This is a genomic window from Acinetobacter sp. ABJ_C4_1 (assembly GCF_044538495.1).
Taxonomy (GTDB): domain Bacteria; phylum Pseudomonadota; class Gammaproteobacteria; order Pseudomonadales; family Moraxellaceae; genus Acinetobacter; species Acinetobacter nosocomialis_A.
Map to the genome: position 1 here is coordinate 296,181 of NZ_JBIUCQ010000002.1, position 21,845 is coordinate 318,025.

At 37.7% G+C, this 21,845-nt stretch carries 22 protein-coding genes; 10 read left to right on the forward strand and 12 right to left on the reverse strand.

The genetic code is table 11. The features are described 5' to 3' along the window. From lpxK to ACIF8R_RS04365, 9 genes are all read right to left on the reverse strand, one after another. Complete coding sequence (gene lpxK, locus ACIF8R_RS04325; RefSeq protein ID WP_396479286.1) at positions 1 to 1,011, reverse strand: tetraacyldisaccharide 4'-kinase; 1,011 nt, start codon at positions 1,009 to 1,011, stop codon at positions 1 to 3. A gap of 2 nt (positions 1,012 to 1,013) precedes the next feature. Then, on the reverse strand, positions 1,014 to 2,741 hold the full coding sequence (msbA, locus tag ACIF8R_RS04330; RefSeq protein ID WP_396479288.1) for a lipid A export permease/ATP-binding protein MsbA: 1,728 nt from the start codon (positions 2,739 to 2,741) through the stop codon (positions 1,014 to 1,016). Continuing rightward, the gene (locus tag ACIF8R_RS04335; RefSeq protein ID WP_000669682.1) at positions 2,738 to 3,166 is read right to left on the reverse strand and encodes a biopolymer transporter ExbD; all 429 of its coding nucleotides are present in this window, start codon (positions 3,164 to 3,166) and stop codon (positions 2,738 to 2,740) included. Before ACIF8R_RS04335 ends, msbA begins: the two co-directional genes overlap by 4 nt. Before the next feature lie 16 nt (positions 3,167 to 3,182). Next, entirely contained in the window at positions 3,183 to 3,818 is a 636-nt protein-coding gene (locus tag ACIF8R_RS04340) for a MotA/TolQ/ExbB proton channel family protein (protein WP_263613586.1), read from the reverse strand. A gap of 49 nt (positions 3,819 to 3,867) precedes the next feature. After that, the gene (locus ACIF8R_RS04345; protein WP_263613585.1) at positions 3,868 to 4,755 is read right to left on the reverse strand and encodes a ParB/RepB/Spo0J family partition protein; all 888 of its coding nucleotides are present in this window, start codon (positions 4,753 to 4,755) and stop codon (positions 3,868 to 3,870) included. Continuing rightward, a complete protein-coding gene (locus ACIF8R_RS04350) occupies positions 4,752 to 5,534 on the reverse strand; it encodes a ParA family protein (RefSeq protein WP_263613584.1) in 783 nt (260 codons plus the stop codon). The genes ACIF8R_RS04345 and ACIF8R_RS04350 overlap by 4 nt, the downstream gene beginning before the upstream one ends. 21 nt (positions 5,535 to 5,555) lie before the next feature. Then, positions 5,556 to 6,188 carry a 16S rRNA (guanine(527)-N(7))-methyltransferase RsmG gene (gene rsmG / locus ACIF8R_RS04355; protein ID WP_032007248.1) on the reverse strand — a complete coding sequence of 211 codons (633 nt, stop codon included), beginning with the start codon at positions 6,186 to 6,188 and terminating at the stop codon, positions 5,556 to 5,558. Positions 6,189 to 6,275: 87 nt separating this feature from the next. Next, positions 6,276 to 6,965, reverse strand: a complete 690-nt coding sequence (murU, locus tag ACIF8R_RS04360; protein ID WP_396479292.1) for an N-acetylmuramate alpha-1-phosphate uridylyltransferase MurU — start codon at positions 6,963 to 6,965, stop codon at positions 6,276 to 6,278. Next, entirely contained in the window at positions 6,965 to 7,978 is a 1,014-nt protein-coding gene (locus ACIF8R_RS04365) for an aminoglycoside phosphotransferase family protein (protein ID WP_396479294.1), read from the reverse strand. Before ACIF8R_RS04365 ends, murU begins: the two co-directional genes overlap by 1 nt. A gap of 120 nt (positions 7,979 to 8,098) precedes the next feature. Between ACIF8R_RS04365 and ACIF8R_RS04370 the strand changes: the two genes are divergently transcribed. Further along, entirely contained in the window at positions 8,099 to 10,552 is a 2,454-nt protein-coding gene (locus ACIF8R_RS04370; RefSeq protein WP_396479296.1) for an LPS-assembly protein LptD, read from the forward strand. Further along, positions 10,552 to 11,862 carry a peptidylprolyl isomerase gene (locus tag ACIF8R_RS04375; RefSeq protein ID WP_396479298.1) on the forward strand — a complete coding sequence of 437 codons (1,311 nt, stop codon included), beginning with the start codon at positions 10,552 to 10,554 and terminating at the stop codon, positions 11,860 to 11,862. The genes ACIF8R_RS04370 and ACIF8R_RS04375 overlap by 1 nt, the downstream gene beginning before the upstream one ends. Positions 11,863 to 11,978: 116 nt before the next feature. Here ACIF8R_RS04375 and fba read toward each other — a convergent pair whose 3' ends face one another. From fba to ACIF8R_RS04390, 3 genes are all read right to left on the reverse strand, one after another. Beyond that, on the reverse strand, positions 11,979 to 13,016 hold the full coding sequence (fba, locus tag ACIF8R_RS04380; RefSeq protein WP_002121428.1) for a class II fructose-bisphosphate aldolase: 1,038 nt from the start codon (positions 13,014 to 13,016) through the stop codon (positions 11,979 to 11,981). Between the two features lie 121 nt (positions 13,017 to 13,137). Beyond that, positions 13,138 to 13,380, reverse strand: coding sequence for a hypothetical protein (locus ACIF8R_RS04385; protein WP_263613579.1), 243 nt, complete (start codon positions 13,378 to 13,380; stop codon positions 13,138 to 13,140). A gap of 121 nt (positions 13,381 to 13,501) precedes the next feature. Continuing rightward, positions 13,502 to 14,689 carry a phosphoglycerate kinase gene (locus ACIF8R_RS04390; protein WP_396479300.1) on the reverse strand — a complete coding sequence of 396 codons (1,188 nt, stop codon included), beginning with the start codon at positions 14,687 to 14,689 and terminating at the stop codon, positions 13,502 to 13,504. A gap of 138 nt (positions 14,690 to 14,827) precedes the next feature. On the opposite strand from ACIF8R_RS04390, the gene ACIF8R_RS04395 reads away from it, so the two are divergent. The 8 genes from ACIF8R_RS04395 to ACIF8R_RS04430 all read left to right on the forward strand — a co-directional run bounded on the left by ACIF8R_RS04395 (position 14,828) and on the right by ACIF8R_RS04430 (position 21,558). Continuing rightward, positions 14,828 to 15,211, forward strand: coding sequence for a DUF2237 family protein (locus ACIF8R_RS04395; protein WP_209833207.1), 384 nt, complete (start codon positions 14,828 to 14,830; stop codon positions 15,209 to 15,211). Next, complete coding sequence (locus ACIF8R_RS04400) at positions 15,211 to 15,804, forward strand: Maf family protein (protein ID WP_396479302.1); 594 nt, start codon at positions 15,211 to 15,213, stop codon at positions 15,802 to 15,804. Before ACIF8R_RS04395 ends, ACIF8R_RS04400 begins: the two co-directional genes overlap by 1 nt. Before the next feature lie 31 nt (positions 15,805 to 15,835). Beyond that, the gene (locus ACIF8R_RS04405; protein WP_396479304.1) at positions 15,836 to 16,999 is read left to right on the forward strand and encodes a JmjC domain-containing protein; all 1,164 of its coding nucleotides are present in this window, start codon (positions 15,836 to 15,838) and stop codon (positions 16,997 to 16,999) included. A gap of 360 nt (positions 17,000 to 17,359) precedes the next feature. Beyond that, on the forward strand, positions 17,360 to 17,926 hold the full coding sequence (locus ACIF8R_RS04410; RefSeq protein ID WP_263613575.1) for a TetR/AcrR family transcriptional regulator: 567 nt from the start codon (positions 17,360 to 17,362) through the stop codon (positions 17,924 to 17,926). 476 nt (positions 17,927 to 18,402) lie between these two features. Beyond that, a complete protein-coding gene (locus ACIF8R_RS04415; protein ID WP_396479306.1) occupies positions 18,403 to 18,711 on the forward strand; it encodes a metalloregulator ArsR/SmtB family transcription factor in 309 nt (102 codons plus the stop codon). A gap of 418 nt (positions 18,712 to 19,129) precedes the next feature. Next, positions 19,130 to 20,332, forward strand: a complete 1,203-nt coding sequence (gene sstT / locus ACIF8R_RS04420; protein ID WP_396479308.1) for a serine/threonine transporter SstT — start codon at positions 19,130 to 19,132, stop codon at positions 20,330 to 20,332. Between the two features lie 5 nt (positions 20,333 to 20,337). Further along, positions 20,338 to 21,018 (forward strand): YoaK family protein, encoded by a 681-nt coding sequence (locus ACIF8R_RS04425; RefSeq protein WP_396479310.1) that lies wholly within the window; start codon positions 20,338 to 20,340, stop codon positions 21,016 to 21,018. Positions 21,019 to 21,021: 3 nt separating this feature from the next. After that, positions 21,022 to 21,558 carry a DUF2058 domain-containing protein gene (locus ACIF8R_RS04430; protein WP_263613572.1) on the forward strand — a complete coding sequence of 179 codons (537 nt, stop codon included), beginning with the start codon at positions 21,022 to 21,024 and terminating at the stop codon, positions 21,556 to 21,558. Positions 21,559 to 21,845: the final 287 nt, after the last annotated feature.

The following is a 21,845-nucleotide window of genomic DNA, read 5'->3' on the forward strand; positions in this document are numbered from 1 at the left end:
CTAAGATATGTGAATATCAAGCTTTTGCAATTGCTGATTTAAAACCTGATAGCACTCTTCAGACAAAACAGCTTTAACAGGTACGGCCCAAATAGGCCCTTTAAATTCTGGATGCTTTTCAAGTAAAGGCAACAACTTAACTGCATCTTTTTCAGTCGTAATGATAGGCTGGTCATCATTAAATACAAGGTCATCAATAACGTAATCATGATGATCACGAAAAGCATGCTCTTGAAATTGGTTTATACCTAACCCCTTAAGTGTTTGGTAAAAGCGCTGAGGAAAACCAATACCCACTACTGCATGGTAATTATTTTGAGTATTGAATGATAATTCAGTTGCTGAAGAAGGATTCAACAAGTAAGGTTGCCCCGCATCTAGATGCATATGCATTGTTGTTAATGGGGCAAATGCATGCTCGATTACTGTACCCGTTTTTAAACGTTCAGCAGGTTCACGCAAATAACCTTCTGGTAATAACTTTCTATTTCCAAGGCCACGATTTTGATCAAGCACGATCCATTCTATTTGACGACCTAATGCCCAATGTTGCAATCCATCATCACTAATAATTAAATCTAGTTTTGTCGATGCTAATAATAATTCGATTGCAGCTTGTCTATTGGGTCCTACAGCCATAGGTACGCCAGTTGACTGTACAATCAAAGCAGGTTCATCTCCTGCTTCAGCTGCCTGACTGGCCGATGTTACCAACATAGGAAAAGGACCAGCTCCACCATAGCCCCGACTAATTACACCTACTTTTACGTTATGTTGTTTTAGATAGTTAACCAGTTCTATTAATAATGGGGTTTTGCCACTACCACCCACTGTAATATTTCCAATCACCATAACCGGTACAGGTGCGTCATAGACCTTTTTAAAACCTAAATTATAAAAATGACGATTCAGTAAAAACCCAGCACGATACAAACATGATAATGGACGCAAAACAACTAACCAATTTGATTGTTTATTCCATGCATTTTGTATCAGCTGGGCTAAAGACATGCTTAGTTGTCCTCAAAATTGCGCTGATGTAATTGATAATAAGCACCATGCTTAGCAAGTAATTCTTGATGAGTACCTTGTTCAACAATTTGTCCACAATCTAATACGACAATACGGTCTGCATTTTCAATTGTAGATAAACGATGAGCAATCACAATCGTTGTCCGGTCTTGCATCGCCTCATCAAATGCTTGCTGAATAAAATGCTCAGATTCATTATCAAGCGCACTTGTAGCTTCATCTAAAACAAGAATAGGCGCATTTTTCAAAATTGCACGGGCGATTGCAATACGTTGACGTTGACCACCAGAGAGATTTAGCCCTTGAGCACCTAGGACAGTGTCGTACCCATTTGGTAAGTTCATAATAAAGTCATGAGCATAAGCAGCCTTTGCCGCCGCGATAACTTCTTCATCACTCGCATCATGTAGCTGACCATAAGCGATATTTTCACGTACAGTTCGGTTAAACAAAACAACTTGCTGATTTACCATCGCAATTTGTGTACGCAAACTTGAAAGCTCAATATCACGTATTGGTAAATCATCTAAATAAATTTGACCACTTGAGACTTCTTGGAAACGTACTAACATGTTCACTAAAGAGGTTTTACCAGCACCAGAGCGCCCTACCAATGCAACAGTTTCACCTGGGCGAATATCTAAAGAAAAGTCCTTAATCGCCTGAGTGCCATCAGCATAGTTAAGTACAACATGGTCAAAACGAATTGCACCTTGCAACTGAGGTTTAAGCTGACCACTATTTTCTTCTTCAGGTAAATCTAATAATTCAAAAACTGAATGTGCTGCCGCTAAACCACGCTGCAACTTCTCATTAATATCAGTTAAGTTTTTAACAGGTTTAGAAAGAAGACCAGCTGCCGTAATATATGCAACAAACTCACCCGCACTTGTATTACCTAAAATTTGTGGTCTTAAGGCTAACCATACAATAAGAGCCATTGCACAAGCCATGACCACTTGAACAACTGGGCTATTTAGGTTTTGCACAATCACCATTTTTAAGCCGCGTTTTAAGTTCTCTTCAGATGACTTATAAAAACGCTCTTGTTCTGACTCTTCACCAGCGAAACTTTTAACAACTGCACTACCACTAATACTTTCTTGCACTACATGGTTAACATCACCCATAGTGTCCTGAACTTGCAGTGAAAGTTTACGCATTCTTTTTGAAGCTCTACGCACCAAAACACCAATAATAGGTAAGAACACCATAATACAAAGGGTCAAGCGCCAATTTGTATAAAACAAATAACCTAACAATCCCAGCGTAATCATGCCATCTCGAACGATGGTTTTTAATGACTCCGATGAAGCAGCTGTCAGTTGCTCGACGTTATACATAATTTTGGCTGTGATATGTCCCGAAGAGTTATCGAGATAATATTGAGCTGGTAGTCTTAAAAGTTTTGCATAAACTTCTTGGCGAATGCTAAAAACTAAACTACGTGAGATAACAGCAGTATAGTAGCCACCCATAAATAGGCCTAGGCCACGGAAAAATACCAATAAAATGATTAATAAAGGGAACCAATCCAGATCCGCTCTACTCGCATTTTGAATTGCATCAATAATAAATTTAATGAGCTTAGCAACAGAAACCTCTGTTGCTGAGTTCATACCGAATCCGATAAGAACTAATAAGGCCACGCCCCAATAAGGTTTTAAATAAGATATGAGACGCAAATAAACCTTAAAATCTTGATTCACTCAGAAAAACCTCTAGAAGGAACTTTGGTACTAATATTGATGTTAACAAAACCGAGTTGTCCTGCTACATCCATAACACGAATAACATCCTGATGAGACGCTTTTGCATCAGCAGCGATGATAAACATAAAATCACGGCGCTCTTGAGCAATTTGCTTAATTGCAGTGCTCAAATCAGCCACATCTTTGCTAGATAATGCCTGACCGTTGACAGCGTAATGACCGCTAGAGTCTACCACGACTTCAATTTTATGATCGTACTGTTTTGGTGGGACACCTTGGGCATCTGGTAAAGTTAAATTGATGCGACTTGGCTGATTAAAAGTGGTAGATAACAATAAAAACACCAGAATGAACAGTAAACAATCAATCATAGGCGTTAGATTGATATGAATGTCTTCAACTTGAGAACGTTTAAACTTCATATTTGTTCCCTACCCATCAACCAACACGGCGATGTTCTTGTGTAACTGAAGAACGTTTGTAAAACAACGATGCATGGAAGAGTGTAGATTGCTGTTCTAACTCCGCAATGTAATTTTGCACCACTCTTTGAAAATAGCGATATGAAATAAGAGCAGGAATTGCAATAAGCATTCCAACCGCTGTCGTGATCAAGGCTTTTGAAATACCAGGAATCATTAAGCTTGGGCTACCTGCCGAACCAAAATCAATCACAAGAAAAGACTCAATAATCCCTACAACCGTTCCAAGTAACCCAAGTAAAGGTGCAATAGCACTTAAAGTTCCCAAGAAGTTAATATTTTTTTCTAAATAAGAAATTTCTTGAGAAGCCATTGCTTCCATTTGAGCCCGAGCAAATTGCTCTCCATGCTCCTGATGCTCAAAACCAGCTTTTAGAATATTTCCTAATGCTGTGCTTGGGGCATCAGTATCTTGCTCTAAATTCGTGATGATATGAGAAATATCTGCACTACCATCACTCATCAGTGCTTTAGGCAAAACTTGTGAACGTCTTAAACGTATAAAACGCTCAATACTAATAGCGACTGTTAAAATTGAACACAAAATTAAAGGCAGCATTAACCAGCCGCCCGCTTTCACAAGTTCCCACATATTTTCTTCCCCAAGAATATAAATTAGAAATATATGACCTAACTTAGAATTAATCTGGTAAACAAATATTCAAAATACCATCTAACTCATCGAGTGAATGATAATGAATAACAAGTTTACCTTTACCTTTCTGGTTATGATCAATTTTAACATTGGCACCAAATCGTTCAGAGAGTTTCTGTGTCAATTGCTCGATATCTGGTGCAACAGGAGTTTTTTCCTTTTCCTGTTTAGGTTCGTTCCAATCACGAACCAACTGCTCAGTCTGACGAACAGATAATCCTTTTTCGATAACAATGTTGGCAACTTCAAGTTGCTCTTTACCTTTTAAGGTCAGGATCGCACGAGCATGGCCCATATCAAGCTGACCTTGTTGCATAAATTCTTTAATGTCATCAGCCAAACTCAATAGACGCAACAAGTTACTGACCGTTGTTCTCGCCTTACCTACAGTATCGGCAATTTCCTGATGACTTAAACCAAACTCATCATGAAAACGTTGCAATGCCAAGGCTTGATCAATTGGGTTTAAATCTTGACGTTGGATATTCTCAATAAGCGCTAAAGCAATCGCGACTTGGTCATTTAAATCACGAACAATTGCTGGAATTTCAGTTAAACCAGCAATTTGTGCTGCACGCCAACGACGCTCACCTGCAATAATTTCGTAAGGATGAGCTTCATCATCTACAGGACGAATAACGATTGGTTGCATCACCCCATGTTTTTCAATAGAAGATGCCAACTCTTGCAAATCATGCTCATGAATAAAACGACGTGGCTGATATTCACCTCGTTTCAACAAATTCACATCAATTTGCTTTAACTGCCCGTGATCAAGTGCTTGAGCTTCTAGTTGTAATTTTTCTTTTTGAATTGAACCAAGTAATGCATCTAAACCACGCCCTTTCGCCAATCCGCGTTTTTTGATGCTCATACTTTACTTCCTTTCTTCACTTTACTTTTCTTTAACATCTCAGCTGCAAGATTTAAGTATGCAACTGCACCCTTTGAACTCTTTTCAAAATAAATAACTGGCAAACCGTGTGCAGGCGCTTCAGCCAATCGAACGTTACGAGGAATCACGGTGTCATAAAGCTTTTTACCAAAATACTGTTCTAACTCAGCTGATACATCGCGAGTTAAAGCATTACGTGCGTCGTACATCGTACGTAAAACACCAATAATTTCTAAATCAGGATTTAATGCTTTTTGAATACGATCGATAGTTTGGGTTAAATCAGCCAAACCTTCTAATGCATAGTACTCACATTGCATAGGAATGATTACACTATCTACGGCAGCTAAGGCATTTACCGTAATTAAACTTAAGCTAGGTGCACAGTCAACAATAATGTAGTCAAAAGAATTTCTAACTTCGTTCAGAGCATTCTTTAAAATGAATTCACGGCCTTCTTGTTCGGCAATTGCCAGTTCAACACCTGAAAGCTCACGATTTGAACCCAAAACTTTATATCCAACCTCTGCCTTTTGAATTGCAGTTTCAATTGGCACTTCACCCAATAAAACATCAGTGATTGAGTAAAGTAGATCATTCTTTTGAATACCAGACCCCATCGTGGCATTACCTTGTGAATCTATATCAACAAGTAACACACGTTTTTTCAATACAGCAAGTGATGCTGCAAGATTTACTGCAGTCGTTGTTTTACCAACACCACCCTTTTGGTTTGCAATCGCAATAATTTGAGCCATGGTAACCCTAATACTTTTTATTTAAATTCGTTGAAGTAAAAGTAAATGACGTTGTTCATCAAGTCTTGGTACATGCAGTTCAATCACTTTACATGAAAATTCCTGCTTAAGCTCTTCCATTTCTTCAACTGGAATCAGTCCTTTCATCGCAGCAATTATACTCTGCTCATGCAAATATGGACGCGCAGCATCAACAAAATCAGTTAACGATGCAAATGCACGACTTGTAATCACATCAAATTGGCCAAGCTCATCAATTGTATCTTGATTTTCAACGCGTGTTTGCACGGCTACTACGTTTTTAAGCTTAAGGTCAGCAATAAACTGTTTCAAAAAACGAATTTTCTTACCATTTGAATCAAGCAATACACATGAGCGTTCCGGCTGACATAATGCAATGATCATGCCTGGCATACCGCCACCTGTACCTACATCGAGTAAACGGCCTGCTGGCAAATCTTTCAAAATACTTAGGCTATCTAACAAATGCTTCACTAACATTTCTTTCGGATCACGAATCGCTGTTAGATTATAAGCTTTGTTCCAAAGTACCAACGCATCTTGATACTTCAACAATAATGTCAAAGCTTCATCGCTAAGCGACAAACCTAATTTCTGACTACCCTGTTGTAACTCTTGAAAAAATGGATGCATAAACAGATAACATCTAAGTAAAATTTAAAACAAAGTATACCCATTTATGCATCGTGGAACACTATTTAACGATTAGCGATTACGCAGTTAATCGTAGAAGCCTTCACGAATTTGCAAATCTAGCTCCATTAAGCGCTCTGGCGTCCCCACATCTACCCATGCACCCTTAAGCTTTTGAGCAGATACCTTTTGATTTTGCATCGCTTGCTTTAATAGTGGAGCTAAAGGACGTTTACCATGTTCCAATCCATCAAAAAGCTTAGGATGGATAACAGATACACCACTAAAAGTAAGGTTCTCACCCTTCACATCTTGATCGAATGCAAAAGCGCGCCCATCCAATAATGTAAAGTCGCCGTCAGGATGTTGTTTAGGATTATCAACTAACACAAGATGAACCAAATCATCATTTAGCTTAATATCGCGTAGAGCTTCAAAATCCATTGTGGTCCATACATCTCCATTCACTAGAATAAAAGGATCTGTTCCAAGCAGTGGCAAAGCATTAATAATTCCGCCAGCTGTTTCTAGTCCTTCTTCTTCTCGTGTCCAACGGATGTCTACACCAAATTGAGAGCCATCTCCCAAGCTACTGATGAGTTTGTCGGCTAACCACGCAGAATTGATGACGATTTCGGTCACACCCATATTCTTAAGTTTTTCAATATGCCACACAATAAGTGGCTTACCTCCCACCTCAAGCAGAGGCTTTGGTGTATATAGCGTGAGTGGACGCATACGATTGCCCAAGCCAGCAGCAAGAATCATTGCTTTCATTATGCGGCTACCTCATAGGGACCATATTTCTCGATAAATTTAGGCATTACTATGTTATTTATAAATACCATAAACTCGTCAAGTTCAGCGTAACCACGGCTCTCTTCAAGTAAATACCACATGACTCGCGGCAAGTCTTTTAAGTATCCAGATTTACCATCTCGCTCAAACAAACGGACAAAAATACCCAAAATTTTGATATGGCGTTGAATTGCCATTAAATCGGCATCACGCTTAAATTGCTCAAAAGTTCGGTTTTGTTTAGCAGATGCTGGTAAAAGCTCATAGAAAACTTTAAACCATTGATAAACACGCTCAGCGTTCCACTGCACATATGCATCACGTGTAATCGAGATTAAATCATAAGTATCGGCGCCAATAACCGCGTCTTGGAAGTCGATTACTCCCAATTCCTCTTCATTGGTAATTTTCATTAAATTACGACTATGAAAATCACGATGCACAATAACTTGAGGCTGAGTCAATGCAGCATGAGCTAAGAAATCAAATGCATCATCAATATTTTTCTTTTGCTCAGCCGTTGGATGAATCCCAAGTGATGGCAACATCCAATCTGTTAGCAGCTGCATTTCAGATACAAGCTTTTCATAAGAATAAACCGGGAAATGATCAGTACCATTAATCGATTGCAAATGAGTGAGCTGCTTAAAGCTTTGTTCATAATATTGATCAACTGTTGCATCATTCAATAATGTCGACAACAGTACATCACCAAAGTCTTCTAACAACAGAAAACCTTGAGTTAAATCTTTTGCAACAATCTGAGGTACTCGAACCCCATGACCCGCAAAAAACTCGTCAATCGTTACAAACGGAACACAGTCTTCTTTTTCAGGAGGCGCATCCATAAGCATATACGTTTTATTTTGTAACTGGATGCGAGCATAACGACGAAAGCTGGCATCCCCTGCTAAATAAGCGATCTGAAATTGATCATTTTCAAGAACAGATGTAAGCCATGTATGTATCAATTGTTCACGTTGTGTATTCATTTGCAATAAAATCTAAAACAAGCTGAGATTTTTGAAGGGTTAAGTGTAGCCACTTATAAACTTTTTCTCTATGATGCGACAATAATTAATTGTGAATTAGCATACTTGGTTAATGAGACAATGAAGCATCAGTTTAAATTTAATCCTTTAGCGACCGCTATTTTTACGCTCTTATGTGGCTCCATACAATCAAGTTATGCTGAGTCAGCTGGTGTTGTCTCCAACATAGACAATAATCAACTTAAGGCGAGTATTAAGGAAGCCTATCCAGGGCAGGAATTCTTTCAACAATATTATGTTGATAAATCTGCACCTGAGGCACAGTTGCGCAATAATAAATATTTGAGTTCGGCATTTTGTCAAGGAACTTGGATTACACCAATCAATCCTGAAACTAAAGCATTAGATGCAGATAAGGCTACATCGGTTGTAACTGCCGATTACGGTCATTACAACCCTGCTGGCGACTCTGAGCTAGAAGGAAACGTAGTAATAGACCAAGAAGGTCGTACTGTTCGTGCCGATAAAGTTACCATCGATAAAACTCAAACATTTGCTCATGCACAAGGTCGAGTTCAGTTAGCCCAAGGCGGCTTACTCTCTCAAAGTGATGAAATTAATTACAATTTAAAGACTCAAACTGGCGATTTAAATAATAGTTTTTATATTTCTGAACAGCAGCATGCACATGGTCACGCTGGAAAAATCGAAAGAACATCTCCAAATGTAATGGTTCTTAATGATGCAAGCTATACCACTTGTCCACCAGGTCAAAAACCTGCTTGGAAAATTCAGGCTAATAAAATTGAGCTGAATCAGGAAACTGGTCGAGGCGTCACTCGCAATGCAAAGATCTATGTTAAAGATGTTCCAGTTATAGCAGTCCCATACTTTAACTTCCCAATTGATGACCGTCGAACTACAGGTATTCTTAACCCTCAGTTTGGTTTCTCGGGTTTCTCAAATAGTGGTGGTGGCGGTGAACTTTCTGTTCCAATTTATTTAAATCTTGCACCTAATTATGATGCAACGATTACTCCACGATATCTATCAGAACGTGGAGCTATGCTCAAAGGTGAATTTCGCTATTTAACGGATGGATTTGGTGCAGGGGTAATATCAGGCGGTATTCTTCCATCTGATAAAGAATATAACGATAAAGACCGTAAAGATTTTAATTTCCTCCACAATTGGAATATTAATGATCAATGGTCTACCAACCTTGAATATCACTATGCATCTGATAAAGATTATTTTGCAGACTTAGACAGCAGTCCGAACTCTAAAACTGATGTAAATCTTCGTAGAGCTTGGGAGCTAAACTACCAGCATGGCATTCCAGGTTTAAAAGCTCAGCTTAAAGTTGAGGACTTCCAGACACTAGACCCTTCAGTTCTGGATGCAAACAAACCTTATGCCCGTTTACCACAGTTTTTATTAAACTATGTCACAGGTAACCCACAAGGTTTACAATACGAATTTAATAACGATACGGCATACTTCAAAAAATCAATTAATGATGGTTCTGCTCAGGAAAGTAGTGGTACGCGTATTTATAACCAGTTCGCAACACGTTATAACTATCGTACACCAGCGGCTTTCGTTATCCCTGAAGTGTCTGTACGTTCTATTCAGACTTTCTATGACAAAGACAGTATTGCCTCACAAGACTTAGATGCTAGTTCAGAATCCAAATCAGTTGTTGTACCCCAGTTTACTTTAGATACAGGTCTGACATTTGAGCGCGATGGTAAATATCTCCAAACCATTACACCTCGTGCTTTTTACGCTTATGCTCCTTATAAAAATCAGAACAGTTATCCAAACTTTGACTCAACTTCAGCATCGGTTAATTACGATCAATTATTTAACCCTTACCGCTTCTATGGACATGACCGCCTTGAAGACAACAATTTCTTATCATTGGGTGTAAGTTATAGTTTATTTGATACGGTGGGCTTAGAACGTTTACGTGCAAGTGTAGGCCAAAGCTATTATTTTGAAGATCGACGTGTAACTCTACAAAATCAACCCGATGCATTTGATACTGAGCGCAATACAGGACCAGTTGTAAGCTTAACAAGCCAACTCAACCAGAACTTTACGATTGCAGCAAATTCAGCATGGATGTCAAACGGTGATAACGCTCAGCGAGACTTCCAAGTTTACTATACAGGTGACAAAGGCAACCTATACAACTTAGGTTACTTCTATCGCAAAAATATTCCTGGTCGTCAAGAAACTTATGATCAAGTTGTTGCATCCTTTATACAACCAATTAAAGACAACTGGCGTATTATGGGTCTTGTTCAATATGACATGGACAATGATGTGGCTCGTGAGCTGTTATTAGGTGTTAACTATGAATCATGTTGCTGGGGTATCTCAGTCTATGGCCGTTCTTACTATAACGACCTTGATGATCCAAAATCTCCTAATGTTAACGAGAAACGCGCGATTATGGCTGAAATTACGCTTAAAGGTTTAGGTGGTTTAAACAATAAACTCGCGTCTATACTTGAAAATCGCGTTTTAGGTTTTAACAAAATTAATCAATCTTGGACACAACGTTAATGAAGGCAAAGCATCTTAAACAGTTTTTTAAAGCAACAACCCTTGCTGTATTAATATCTTCATCAATGCATAGTTTTGCCCAACCCACTGATGAAGTTGTGGCAATTGTGGACAATAGCGTAATTTTAAAAAGTGACCTTGAACAAGGAATGGCTGAAGCTGCTCACGAATTGCAAGCACAAAAAAAAGAAGTACCCCCTCAACAATACCTACAATTTCAGGTTTTAGATCAACTCATCTTACGTCAAGCTCAACTTGAACAAGTAAAACGTTATGGCATTAAACCTGATGAGAAAAGTCTAAACGAGGCAGTACTAAAAGTAGCAAGTCAATCTGGCAGTAAAAGTCTAGAAGCCTTTCAACAAAAGTTAGATGCAATTGCTCCAGGAACATATGAAAACTTACGAGGCCGTATTGCTGAAGATTTAGCAATTAATCGTCTGCGTCAGCAACAAGTGATGTCTCGTATTAAAATTAGTGACCAAGATGTCGACAATTTTTTAAAGTCTCCACAAGGACAAGCTGCTCTAGGTAATCAGGCTCACGTGATTCATATGCGAATTGCTGGAGACAACTCTCAAGAAGTTCAGAATGTAGCTAAGGAAGTCCGTTCAAAGCTTGCTCAAAGCAATGACATAAATGCTCTCAAAAAGCTTTCCACTGCGACTGTAAAAGTTGAAGGTGCAGATATGGGATTCCGCCCTCTTTCTGATATTCCAGCAGAGCTTGCTGCTCGTATTACTCCACTGCAAGATGGTCAAACAACTGATTTAATCTCTGTACGTGATGGTGTACATGTTCTAAAACTCTTAGAACGCAAGCAAAATGAACAAAAAGCATTAGTACCGCAATATCAAACTCGCCATATTCTTATTCAGCCATCTGAAGTGGTAAGTCCTGAAAATGCGAAACAAATTATTGACAGCATTTACAAGCGATTAAAGGCGGGACAAGATTTCGCTACGCTTGCTGCAACCTATTCAAATGATACAGGTTCAGCACGTGATGGCGGTAGTTTAGGTTGGGTTACACCAGGTATGATGGTTCCTGAGTTTGACAAAAAAATGCAGGAAATTCCTGTAGGTCAAATTAGTGAGCCTTTCCAAACTCAATTTGGCTGGCATATTCTACAAGTGACAGATAAACGCGAAAAAGATATGACTCATGAATATCAAGAGCGTATGGCACGTCAAATTTTAGGTGAGCGTCAATTCAATACCGAAGTTGATAGCTGGTTACGAGAAGTACGTGCTAATGCATATGTAGAAATTAAAGACCCTAGCCTCGACAAAAAGAACTTACAAAAGTAAGTCTTTTGCTGCTATTAAAACCTGTGTTATCACAGGTTTTTTTATGAATAAAATCTGGCGAATAAAAAACCGGTTATTTACATAACCGGTTTATATAAATCAAACCCTAACGGGAATTATTTATAACGATCAACCATTTTCTCTAAAGAAATTGGACGGATCTTGTCAGCATTTCCAGCTGTACCAAATGCTTCATAACGATCAATACAAATTTGCTTCATTGAATCTACAGTTTTAGCAAAGTATTTACGTGGATCAAATTCAGCTGGGTTTTCAGCCATAAACTGACGAATTGCGCCAGTAGATGCTAAACGTAAGTCTGTATCGATATTGATCTTACGTACACCATGTTTAATTGCCTCTACAAGCTGTTCAACAGGTACACCATAAGTCTCTTTAATATCACCACCGAACTCATTGATTACTTTCAACCATTCTTGTGGTACAGAGCTTGAACCATGCATAACAAGGTGAGTATTTGGTAATGCCGCATGAATTTCTTTAATACGGTCAATTGCCAGGATATCGCCTGTAGGTGGACGAGTGAATTTGTAAGCACCATGTGAAGTACCCACAGCAATCGCTAATGCATCTACATTGGTATCAGCAACAAATTGAGTCGCTTCTTCGACAGAAGTAAGAAGTTGTGAGTGATCAAGTACACCTTCCGCACCAACACCATCTTCTTCGCCAGCCATACCAGTTTCAAGGCTACCTAAACAGCCAATCTCACCTTCAACAGAAACACCACATGCATGTGCCAAAGCAACAACATTACGAGTTACATCAACGTTGTATTCGTAAGATGTAGGTGTTTTACCATCTGTACCTAATGAACCGTCCATCATTACAGAGCTAAAGCCAAGCTGAATTGAACGTTGACAGATATCAGGGCTTGTACCATGGTCTTGGTGCATTACCACTGGAATGTGCGGCCATTCTTCAATTGCAGCCAAAATAAGATGGCGCAAGAATGGAGCGCCTGCATATTTGCGAGCTCCAGCTGATGCCTGAACAATTACAGGTGAATTGGTTGCATCCGCGGCAAGCATAATTGCACGCATTTGTTCTAAGTTATTTACGTTAAATGCTGGTACGCCGTAGTTATGTTCTGCAGCGTGATCCAAGAGCTGGCGCATTGAAATGAGTGCCATAATATCCTCCCAGGTAGTGCGGCTTATTCTACCTTGTCATTTATTTCAATTCAGCAACAAATCACAGTATTTCAAAAAAAATCCCTGCATTTGCAGGGACTTTTTAACAAAATACAACAAATTAATGAGTTTCTGAAGCAGCCGGCTCGCTAGACGCGCCACCTTCAACCACATCGGTATTCTTTTCATCTAAAACTGGCTTATCAAGCGAATCAATTGTAGCTTGCTGTTCAGGAGTTACTTTATCAGCAACTGCTGTAGAAGCAGCATCTTGCCCTGCTTTAGAAGACTCCTCTTTTTTAGCACAAGCAGTCAACATCACTGGAACAATTAACAAAGCAGCTAAGGTAAGTTTTAAATTCATCACTATTTTCCACAATTGGTGATTTAGTGCTCATTATTTTATTTCAGAAATATGACAATTTAATGACTTATCCATGAAAAAGGGGTTGAACCCAACCCCTTCTTATTTTTACATATATGTATTATGCACGTTCTAATAAAACTGCAACTGCCGGCAAAGTTTTACCTTCAACAAACTCAAGGAATGCACCACCACCAGTTGAAATATAGCCAATTTGGTCAGCAACATTATATTTATCAATCGCAGCTAGAGTATCGCCACCGCCAGCAATTGAGAATGCGTCAGATTGAGCAACTGCAAGAGAAAGTGCTTTAGTACCTTCACCAAATTGATCAACTTCAAATACGCCAACAGGACCATTCCAAAGAATCGTTTTTGATGTTGTTAAAATATTTGCAAATGCTTTAGCTGTTTCAGGACCCACATCTAAAATCATGTCATTTGCTGTTACATCTTCAACTTTTTTAACAACTGCTTGTGCTGCTGCTAAAGAACCTAAGAAATCTTCAAAATTAATTTGAGATGCATCAGCAACAACAACATCTGTAGGAAGTGGAACACTTACTTTAGCAGCGATTTGTTTTGCCGTTTCAATCAAGTCAGCTTCGTATAAAGATTTACCAACGTTATAACCTGCAGCTGCTAGGAAAGTATTTGCAATACCACCACCAACAATAAGTTGATCGCAAATAGTAGACAATGAATTTAAAACATCAAGTTTTGTTGAAACTTTAGAGCCAGCAACAATAGCCACCATTGGTTTTTCAGGTGTTTGCATTGCACGGCCAAGTGCATCTAATTCAGCAGCTAATAATGGACCAGCAGCTGCAATAGGAGCAAAACGTGCTACGCCTTCTGTAGAAGCTTCTGCACGGTGAGCAGTACCGAATGCATCCATCACAAATACATCACATAAAGCAGCATACTTTTGTGCAAGCTCCGGATTATTTTTCTTTTCACCCGCGTTAAAACGAACATTTTCAAGCAAAACTACTTGGCCAGCTTGAACTTCTACGCCATCAAGATAGTCAGTAAATAATTTAACTTCTTGGCCTAGTGCTTCAGTTAAATATGCTGCAACTGGTGCAAGCGATTGCTCAGGCTTTGGTTCACCTTCAACAGGACGACCTAAATGCGAAAATACCATTACAGCCGCGCCTTTTTCTAAAGCAGCTTTTATTGTTGGAAGTGCTGCACGTAAACGAGCATCGCTGGTAATCACACCATTTTTAACAGGAACGTTTAAATCTTCACGAATAAGTACACGTTTACCTGCTAAGTTAAGGTCAGTCATACGCTGAAAATTCATGTAAAGCTCTCTTTATGATTTTAAAAACGCGCCAATTTTAAATGATTACATCAAAAAAGGTTAGTTTTTTTGCATAAAAGCTGTAGAAAGCCAAAGTTTTGATTATGATAGAGGTAGTAATTTAATATTTCATCCATTATGTCTATTCATCCAGATCCACAAATCAATCGTTTAAATGTTTTAGGTGAACCTTTAGCAAGCTGCTGTTTTGACCCTATTACGGGTTATTTTCGAAATGGTTTTTGCCATACAGCTGTAACAGATCTTGGGCAACATACCGTATGTGCTCAAATGACGTCTGAGTTTTTAAATTTTTCGCAAAAAGTTGGCAACGATCTCATTACGCCTCTACCTGAAGCTGGTTTTCCAGGTCTACAACCAGGTGACTTCTGGTGCATTTGCGTAACTCGTTGGGTAGAAGCATATCAAGCTGGTCAAGCACCACCTGTCAAACTTCATGCCTGCCATCAAGCAGTATTAAGCTATGTCCCATTAGATGTATTGATGGAATATGCAGTGTAATGAAACACCCCCAAATTATTTTGGCATCGAGTAGTCAAACACGTAAGGATTTGATGAATCGTTTGGGAATCGAATATATCTGTATTAGTCCAGATATTGATGAGACTCCTCGTGGCGAGACTCATGCTGATGATTTAGCGAAAAGACTAGCATTTACTAAAGCTCAGGTGATTGCTCAGAATAATCCTCAAGCGATTGTAATTGGATCAGATCAAGTCGCATGGCGAGAACATGCACCTCATGATTTTATTGGCAAACCATTAACGATTGAAAATGCTAAAGCCCAGTTAGCAGCAAACTCAGCCAGAACAGTTTTTTTTAGTACAGCCTTAAGCGTCCAATGTCTTGAAAAAAACTTTGAACATACTCTAGTTGAACATTATCAAGTTAAATTTCGCAATTTAACTCAGCTTGAAATCGAGAGATATGTCGATTTAGACCAACCCCTTCATTGTGCTGGAAGTTTTAAGTGCGAAAGTCTTGGCATTAGTTTATTCGAGAAAATGATAGGCCAAGATCAAACCACCCTAATGGGTTTATCCATGATTCAGCTTTGCCAGATTTTAAGACAGCTTGAACTTCAAATTCCTTAATATTTTTTAGCTTAACTTATAGGTTATCTCCATGACAGAACCTTTAACCGTTCTAGGCGGCATTACTGCTGAACAGTTTTTAACAGAATATTGGCAGAAAAAACCATTACTTGTGCGTAATGCCATGCCTGAAATCATTGGCATGTTGGAGCCAAATGATGTGAGAGAATTCGCTTTAGAAGATCATGTTAGTGCGCGTCTTATCCGTCAGAAAGACAAAAATCCAAATGAATGGCATGTAAAGTCGTCTCCTCTAACCAAAGGTGACTTTCAAAAATTACCAAAGTTATGGACACTCTTGGTACAAGCGGTTGATCATTATTCATTTGATTTAGCTGGTTTATGGAAGAAATTTCCTTTCATTCCCCAATGGCGTCGTGATGACATCATGGTTTCTTATGCTCCTAAAGGTGGTTCAGTTGGAAAACATTTTGACTTTTATGATGTATTTCTTGTTCAAGGACATGGACACCGTCGTTGGCAATTAGGCCAAATGTGTGATGCAAGCACTGAACTTGTTCCTAATCAACCATTAAAGCTATTGCCAGAAATCGATGTTCATTTTGAGGAAGTTTTAGCACCTGGTGACTTATTATATGTCCCACCAGGATTATCACATTATGGCGTTGCCGAAGATGATTGTTTAACGTTCTCATTTGGTTTCCGTATGCCTAATGTTTCAGGCATGATCGATAGAATTAGCGATCAATTTGCGACTGATGAATTACTACAGAATCCAGTTGTAGATATTGCTAGAAAGAACCTTCCTCAAGTTGGTGAAATTAATAAAGAAGAATTGGCTTATTTAAGAGAGTTAGTTTTAGCTCAGTTGCAAAACTCATCAGTACTTGATGCTGCCATCATGGCGTATATGACTGAGCCTAAATATCCAGATAACATTCCTGAACCAGACGAAATCGAAATTGAAGATCTCAATGCTATTTTGTCAGAAGGTTATGAACTATTGCTTGAACCAGCTTCTCGTCTACTTTATACAGAACAAAATGGCACTTTAAAGTTTTGGGGTAATGGAGAAGATTTACCAATAGTGGAATCTTTTGCCACTCAACTCAAAGCAATTGCAGATGGAGAAAGCATCCCTTTCAACGACGAGCTGAGCAGTTTAGATATTTTAGAGAATATTGTTCAATTATTGAATGATTCAATTCTTATGTTACTGCCACCTGCAGAATAATATCGCTTAAATACGTTAAAAGGAGGAATTTATAAAATTTCTCCTTTTTTCTTTTATAAATACATGTTTAAATATACCATTCTTTAAATCTATTTTATGGCTGTATGTCTATGGTATAAATTTATTTTTCTACATCAAAAAATTATCTAGTTAATACGTCTGATTAAGACATAGAAATTTTTTCAATAAATATAAAATTCATACTTAGAGCATTATGCTTTGAAGTTCTATTGCTTTTAAAAAACCCATTTTTTTCTATCAATAACAATCAATACAATGTAAAATTGTGCGTTCGTGCTTTTTATTTATACACTCGACCATTTAGGCTAAGAGCATTTTTTTGTGTGAGGCTACTAAAATATGTCAAAAAAAGATGACATCATTACCACTGCTTTAAGACTTTTTAACTCATATAGTTATAACTCTATAGGGGTTGATCGTATCATCAGTGAGTCTGGTGTAGCAAAAATGACATTTTATAAATACTTCCCTTCAAAAGAGAAACTTATTGAAGAGTGTTTATTATTAAGAAACTCACTTTTACAGAATTCTCTGACTGCTGCTATATCTAAAGAAGATGAAAACGACCCATTGAGTCGTATCAAAGCAATTTTCTTATGGTATTCAGATTGGTTTAATAGCGAAGACTTTAATGGCTGTATGTTTCAAAAAGCTTTAGAAGAAGTATTAAAACAATACCCTTCAACACATCAACCAGCGACTTTATATAAAATATGGTTAACGCAACTCATGCAAGACCTTCTTGTCCAGCATGAAATTGAAGAGTCTCGTCCTCTGGCATTGTTATTAGTCAATATATTAGAAGGCATGACCATTCAAGCTCAGGTCGAACATGGCTCAGTAAAAATTTATGATTATTGGAAGCGTGTAGAGAAACTTATTGAGTTTGAAAAAGTTGCACACTAAAAAATAAAGCGTGATATTATTCTTCTTATATTGTTGAATCTTCTTCTTATTCATCACGCTGCGTCTGAAAGTCATTCTAGTCTAGAGTTAGACGTTTTTTTTGGACTATACATCCCAAACTAGAATATACAGACCTGTCTGTACAGGATCGATTATATCCTTAAAAAGTAAAAACTCAATCTTTTTTTATTCCCCTTTTAAACATAAATCAGAATTAACTATTGATGGAGCAAAAAAGAGGATTTATTTTCTTTGACATTGTTTCATTTATACTTAACAATTACGCTTCTCACACAATGCAACACTTTTGACACAAAACAACTACAAATTATTGTTATACCTTAATAATGCTATATATTTATCAATTACACTTATAAACCTTTTCAACAAAAACAATTGGATTGATTAGTTTTGCTACATTCATTTTCATAAGATCAATCTATACTATGCCGGCCATATTGATATAGGTATAAAGTATGAAAGATGGACTCCAAATTGAAGAAATGAAAAATGCGGCTGATTCAGTCGTAGGAACATTAAAGTCTTTAGCTAACACTGACCGTTTATTAATTTTATGTCACTTAGCTCATGAGGAGTTGAATGTCTCTCAAATCGAAGAGAAAACGCAAATCACCCAACCCACCCTTTCACAACAATTGATGATGCTACGTAAAAGTGATGTCGTTTCAACACGTCGTGATGGCAAACAAATTTTCTACTCCATAAAGGATGATAAGATGTACTCCATTTTAAATACGCTTTATCAGTTATACTGTATAGAATAACTGCGCTGAACTTATAAAATTATAATAATATTAATGTATTCCTGAAATATGCGATTTTTCAACTTGGTAGCTGGTAATGATCCAAGCAAAGAGGACTGAAAATTCGCGTAGTTTTTCTAGCATTCAAATCTATTGAAAACAAAAATAATCTCCCTATTTCTTTTTATATCTCCCTTAACTCGACTTAAACCTCAATAATTAAGTCTATTTATTTCCATTATTGTCTGTAATATAGACAAAACATCATTTTAATTACTTTGATATTCCTATTTTACTATTTTAAAAACAAATACTTAATATTACCATTTTTTATAAAACTGATTAGTTGGTATAAAAAAGCTTAAGATTCACATCACTTAAGTATAAAATACTCCGCTTGTTCAACCTTTAGCCACGAATAGGTTAATAAGGCCTTTATATGCTTGAATTCTTTTCTCGATTAAGCTTAGTCACCAAAATTATTATTGCCATTATTTTAGGGATAGGCGTTGCACTCTTATTTCCAAACGTTACGCCCTACCTAAGCTTGTTTGGTGAACTGTTCATTAAAGCATTGAAATCGGTTGCTCCTATTTTAGTTTTTGTACTGGTTCTTTCTTCAATTGCTAATTTCCAGATGGGTCATAATGCAAATCTTCGCCCAGTCTTGTTGTTATATGTTGTAGGTATGCTATTGGCGGCTTTTACAGCTGTGGTAGCGAGCTTATCTTTTCCAAGCACGTTATATCTCAACACTGTTTCTCATAACAACTTACAAGCACCAGGTAGTCTCGCTGATATATTAAAAAATTTGCTTTTAAGCTTTATTGCCAATCCAGTACAAGCGATTAGCGAAGCAAACTTTATTGGTATTCTTGCATGGGCGATTGGTCTCGGTTTAGCAATGCGTCACAGTTCTGATACCACTAAACAGGTTATGCATGATGTTTCACATGCGGTGAGCGCGATTATTCATAAAGTGATTGCATTTGCTCCGGTGGGTATTTTTGGTTTGGTTGCAGTGACATTTGCTAGCGCAGGTCTCGCGACACTTGAAAGCTATATACAATTATTAGCTGTACTACTAGGTACAATGTTCTTTGTTGCCCTAGTGATTAACCCAATTCTAGTGGGTTTAACAATTCGTGGTAACCCATACCCACTCGTTTTAAAATGCCTAAAAGAAAGTGGTATTACAGCATTCTTTACTCGTAGTTCGGCAGCTAATATTCCCGTTAACCTTGATTTAGCTGAACGCTTAGGTGTTAATCCATCTACTGCAAGTGTGTCTATTCCTTTAGGCGCAACGATTAATATGGCAGGTGCAGCAGTTACAATTACTGTGCTTACTTTGGCAACTGTACACACTTTAGGAATTCATGTTGATTTAGCAACTATGATTATTTTATCAGTAGTCGCTACAGTTTCAGCATGTGGAGCATCGGGAGTTGCTGGCGGTTCATTACTTTTAATTCCTGTCGCTTGTAGTTTATTTGGTATTTCATCAGAAATTGCGATGCAAGTTGTTGCAGTTGGTATGATTATTAGTGTATTACAAGATTCAACGGAAACGGCTCTTAACTCATCTACTGATGTTTTATTTACAGCCGCAGTTGATATTCGCTCAAAACAAAACTCTTAGAGAACATGCCATTTCAACGTTTACCAAACTGGTTCCAAGTTGGTGCCTTTTTACTGGCTATAAATGCCGGAATGATTAATGTATTAGGGCTAATCACCCTTTTACATCAGTCAGTTTCGCATATGACAGGTAATGTCAGCATGCTAGCGATGAGTTTGGTAAACTGGCAATTTAAACACATCATATATTTAGTACTTGTTATACTGTGTTATGTATGTGGATCATTTTATAGTGGCTTTATTTTAGGTAACAGCCATTTTAAATTAGGCCGTCGATATGGCCTTCCTTTAAGCCTAGTTGCCCTCTTTATTTTTCTTTGCTGGTTATTACTGCCTTATTTTCCCAAATATGGATTATTATGGGCCTGCGTCGCTATGGGGTTACAAAATGCGATGGTGAGCCATTATAAAGGAACCATTATCAGAACCACTCATTTATCGGGTGTCTTAACAGACCTTGGTCTTGCGCTTGGTTATATGGCAAGGGGTTTAAAAGTAGAAAACCGTCGTATTATTTTACATCTACTTATTTTTTCAGGTTTTCTTATTGGTGGTATAATTGCTGCTTCAGTTCACCCCTACTTAAAATTGCAATCATTTTTGCTTCCAGCAATTTTAAGCTTAACTCTCAGTATTTCGTATTGGGCTGTTTATTTTCATAGTTCCTCCTCTTCAGATTCGGATTAAGTCATGGTTAAAAATGCCTTACAAGCTCAGTTACTCAAAGCCGGTTTAGTTGACAATAAAAAAGCAAAAAAACTCACCAAGCAAGCTCAGCATGAACAGCGTACTGGTCAAAGTAATGAAGCAGAAATCAAAGCAAATATTGAAAAAGCTCAAAAAGAGAAGCAAGCAAAAGACCAAGCTTTGAATCTAGAAAAGCAGCAGCAACTTGAAGAAAAAGCATTAAAGGCTTCAATCATTCAAATGATTAAGCAACATAAAATTGCAGATTTTGCTGGAGATGTGGCATATCAATTTATTGATGAAAATAAAATTAAAAAGGTATACCTATCTCAGCAAGTCTACAACGCACTTGTAACAGGTAGTTTAGTCATTGCTAAAGATCAAGATCAATACGCATATCTTCCAAAGGCTTTGGCTGAAAAAATTGATCAAAAAATGCAAGGCTTTATTTTAATTAATAATGCAGAGAAAAATGAACAAACTACCGATGAAGAAGATCCATATGCAGCATATGTGATTCCAGATGACTTAATGTGGTAATTATTATGAGAGCCTTTATCAATATTGAGATAAAGGCTCATGCTGCATAGAGTAAATATCAATATTTTATCATTTATTAAAAAATCTTATAAAAATTACATTCTGGCCAAATTCATTCACCACTTCATCTATTATTATCGATATAATGAATGAAACATTTTTTGTCTTTACCATGCCTTTTAGGCTTTTCCCGATTCCAAATTTATGTCTTGTCTAAATCATGTCAGTTTTAGCCAAAGATATACAACATAGACTTTGACGTGTATCCACACACCCAACAGATCAAC

Bases quoted from the DNA above. Each gene is read 5' to 3' on its own strand.
- lpxK (WP_396479286.1), bottom strand. From the start codon at position 1,011: ATGTCTTTAGCCCAGCTGATACAAAATGCATGGAATAAACAATCAAAT.
- ACIF8R_RS04335 (WP_000669682.1), bottom strand. From the start codon at position 3,166: ATGAAGTTTAAACGTTCTCAAGTTGAAGACATTCATATCAATCTAACG.
- ACIF8R_RS04340 (WP_263613586.1), bottom strand. From the start codon at position 3,818: ATGTGGGAACTTGTGAAAGCGGGCGGCTGGTTAATGCTGCCTTTAATT.
- ACIF8R_RS04345 (WP_263613585.1), bottom strand. From the start codon at position 4,755: ATGAGCATCAAAAAACGCGGATTGGCGAAAGGGCGTGGTTTAGATGCA.
- ACIF8R_RS04350 (WP_263613584.1), bottom strand. From the start codon at position 5,534: ATGGCTCAAATTATTGCGATTGCAAACCAAAAGGGTGGTGTTGGTAAA.
- rsmG (WP_032007248.1), bottom strand. From the start codon at position 6,188: ATGCATCCATTTTTTCAAGAGTTACAACAGGGTAGTCAGAAATTAGGT.
- murU (WP_396479292.1), bottom strand. From the start codon at position 6,965: ATGAAAGCAATGATTCTTGCTGCTGGCTTGGGCAATCGTATGCGTCCA.
- ACIF8R_RS04365 (WP_396479294.1), bottom strand. From the start codon at position 7,978: ATGAATACACAACGTGAACAATTGATACATACATGGCTTACATCTGTT.
- ACIF8R_RS04370 (WP_396479296.1), top strand. From the start codon at position 8,099: ATGAAGCATCAGTTTAAATTTAATCCTTTAGCGACCGCTATTTTTACG.
- ACIF8R_RS04375 (WP_396479298.1), top strand. From the start codon at position 10,552: ATGAAGGCAAAGCATCTTAAACAGTTTTTTAAAGCAACAACCCTTGCT.
- fba (WP_002121428.1), bottom strand. From the start codon at position 13,016: ATGGCACTCATTTCAATGCGCCAGCTCTTGGATCACGCTGCAGAACAT.
- ACIF8R_RS04385 (WP_263613579.1), bottom strand. From the start codon at position 13,380: ATGAATTTAAAACTTACCTTAGCTGCTTTGTTAATTGTTCCAGTGATG.
- ACIF8R_RS04390 (WP_396479300.1), bottom strand. From the start codon at position 14,689: ATGAATTTTCAGCGTATGACTGACCTTAACTTAGCAGGTAAACGTGTA.
- ACIF8R_RS04395 (WP_209833207.1), top strand. From the start codon at position 14,828: ATGTCTATTCATCCAGATCCACAAATCAATCGTTTAAATGTTTTAGGT.
- ACIF8R_RS04400 (WP_396479302.1), top strand. From the start codon at position 15,211: ATGAAACACCCCCAAATTATTTTGGCATCGAGTAGTCAAACACGTAAG.
- ACIF8R_RS04405 (WP_396479304.1), top strand. From the start codon at position 15,836: ATGACAGAACCTTTAACCGTTCTAGGCGGCATTACTGCTGAACAGTTT.
- ACIF8R_RS04410 (WP_263613575.1), top strand. From the start codon at position 17,360: ATGTCAAAAAAAGATGACATCATTACCACTGCTTTAAGACTTTTTAAC.
- ACIF8R_RS04415 (WP_396479306.1), top strand. From the start codon at position 18,403: ATGAAAGATGGACTCCAAATTGAAGAAATGAAAAATGCGGCTGATTCA.
- sstT (WP_396479308.1), top strand. From the start codon at position 19,130: ATGCTTGAATTCTTTTCTCGATTAAGCTTAGTCACCAAAATTATTATT.
- ACIF8R_RS04425 (WP_396479310.1), top strand. From the start codon at position 20,338: ATGCCATTTCAACGTTTACCAAACTGGTTCCAAGTTGGTGCCTTTTTA.
- ACIF8R_RS04430 (WP_263613572.1), top strand. From the start codon at position 21,022: ATGGTTAAAAATGCCTTACAAGCTCAGTTACTCAAAGCCGGTTTAGTT.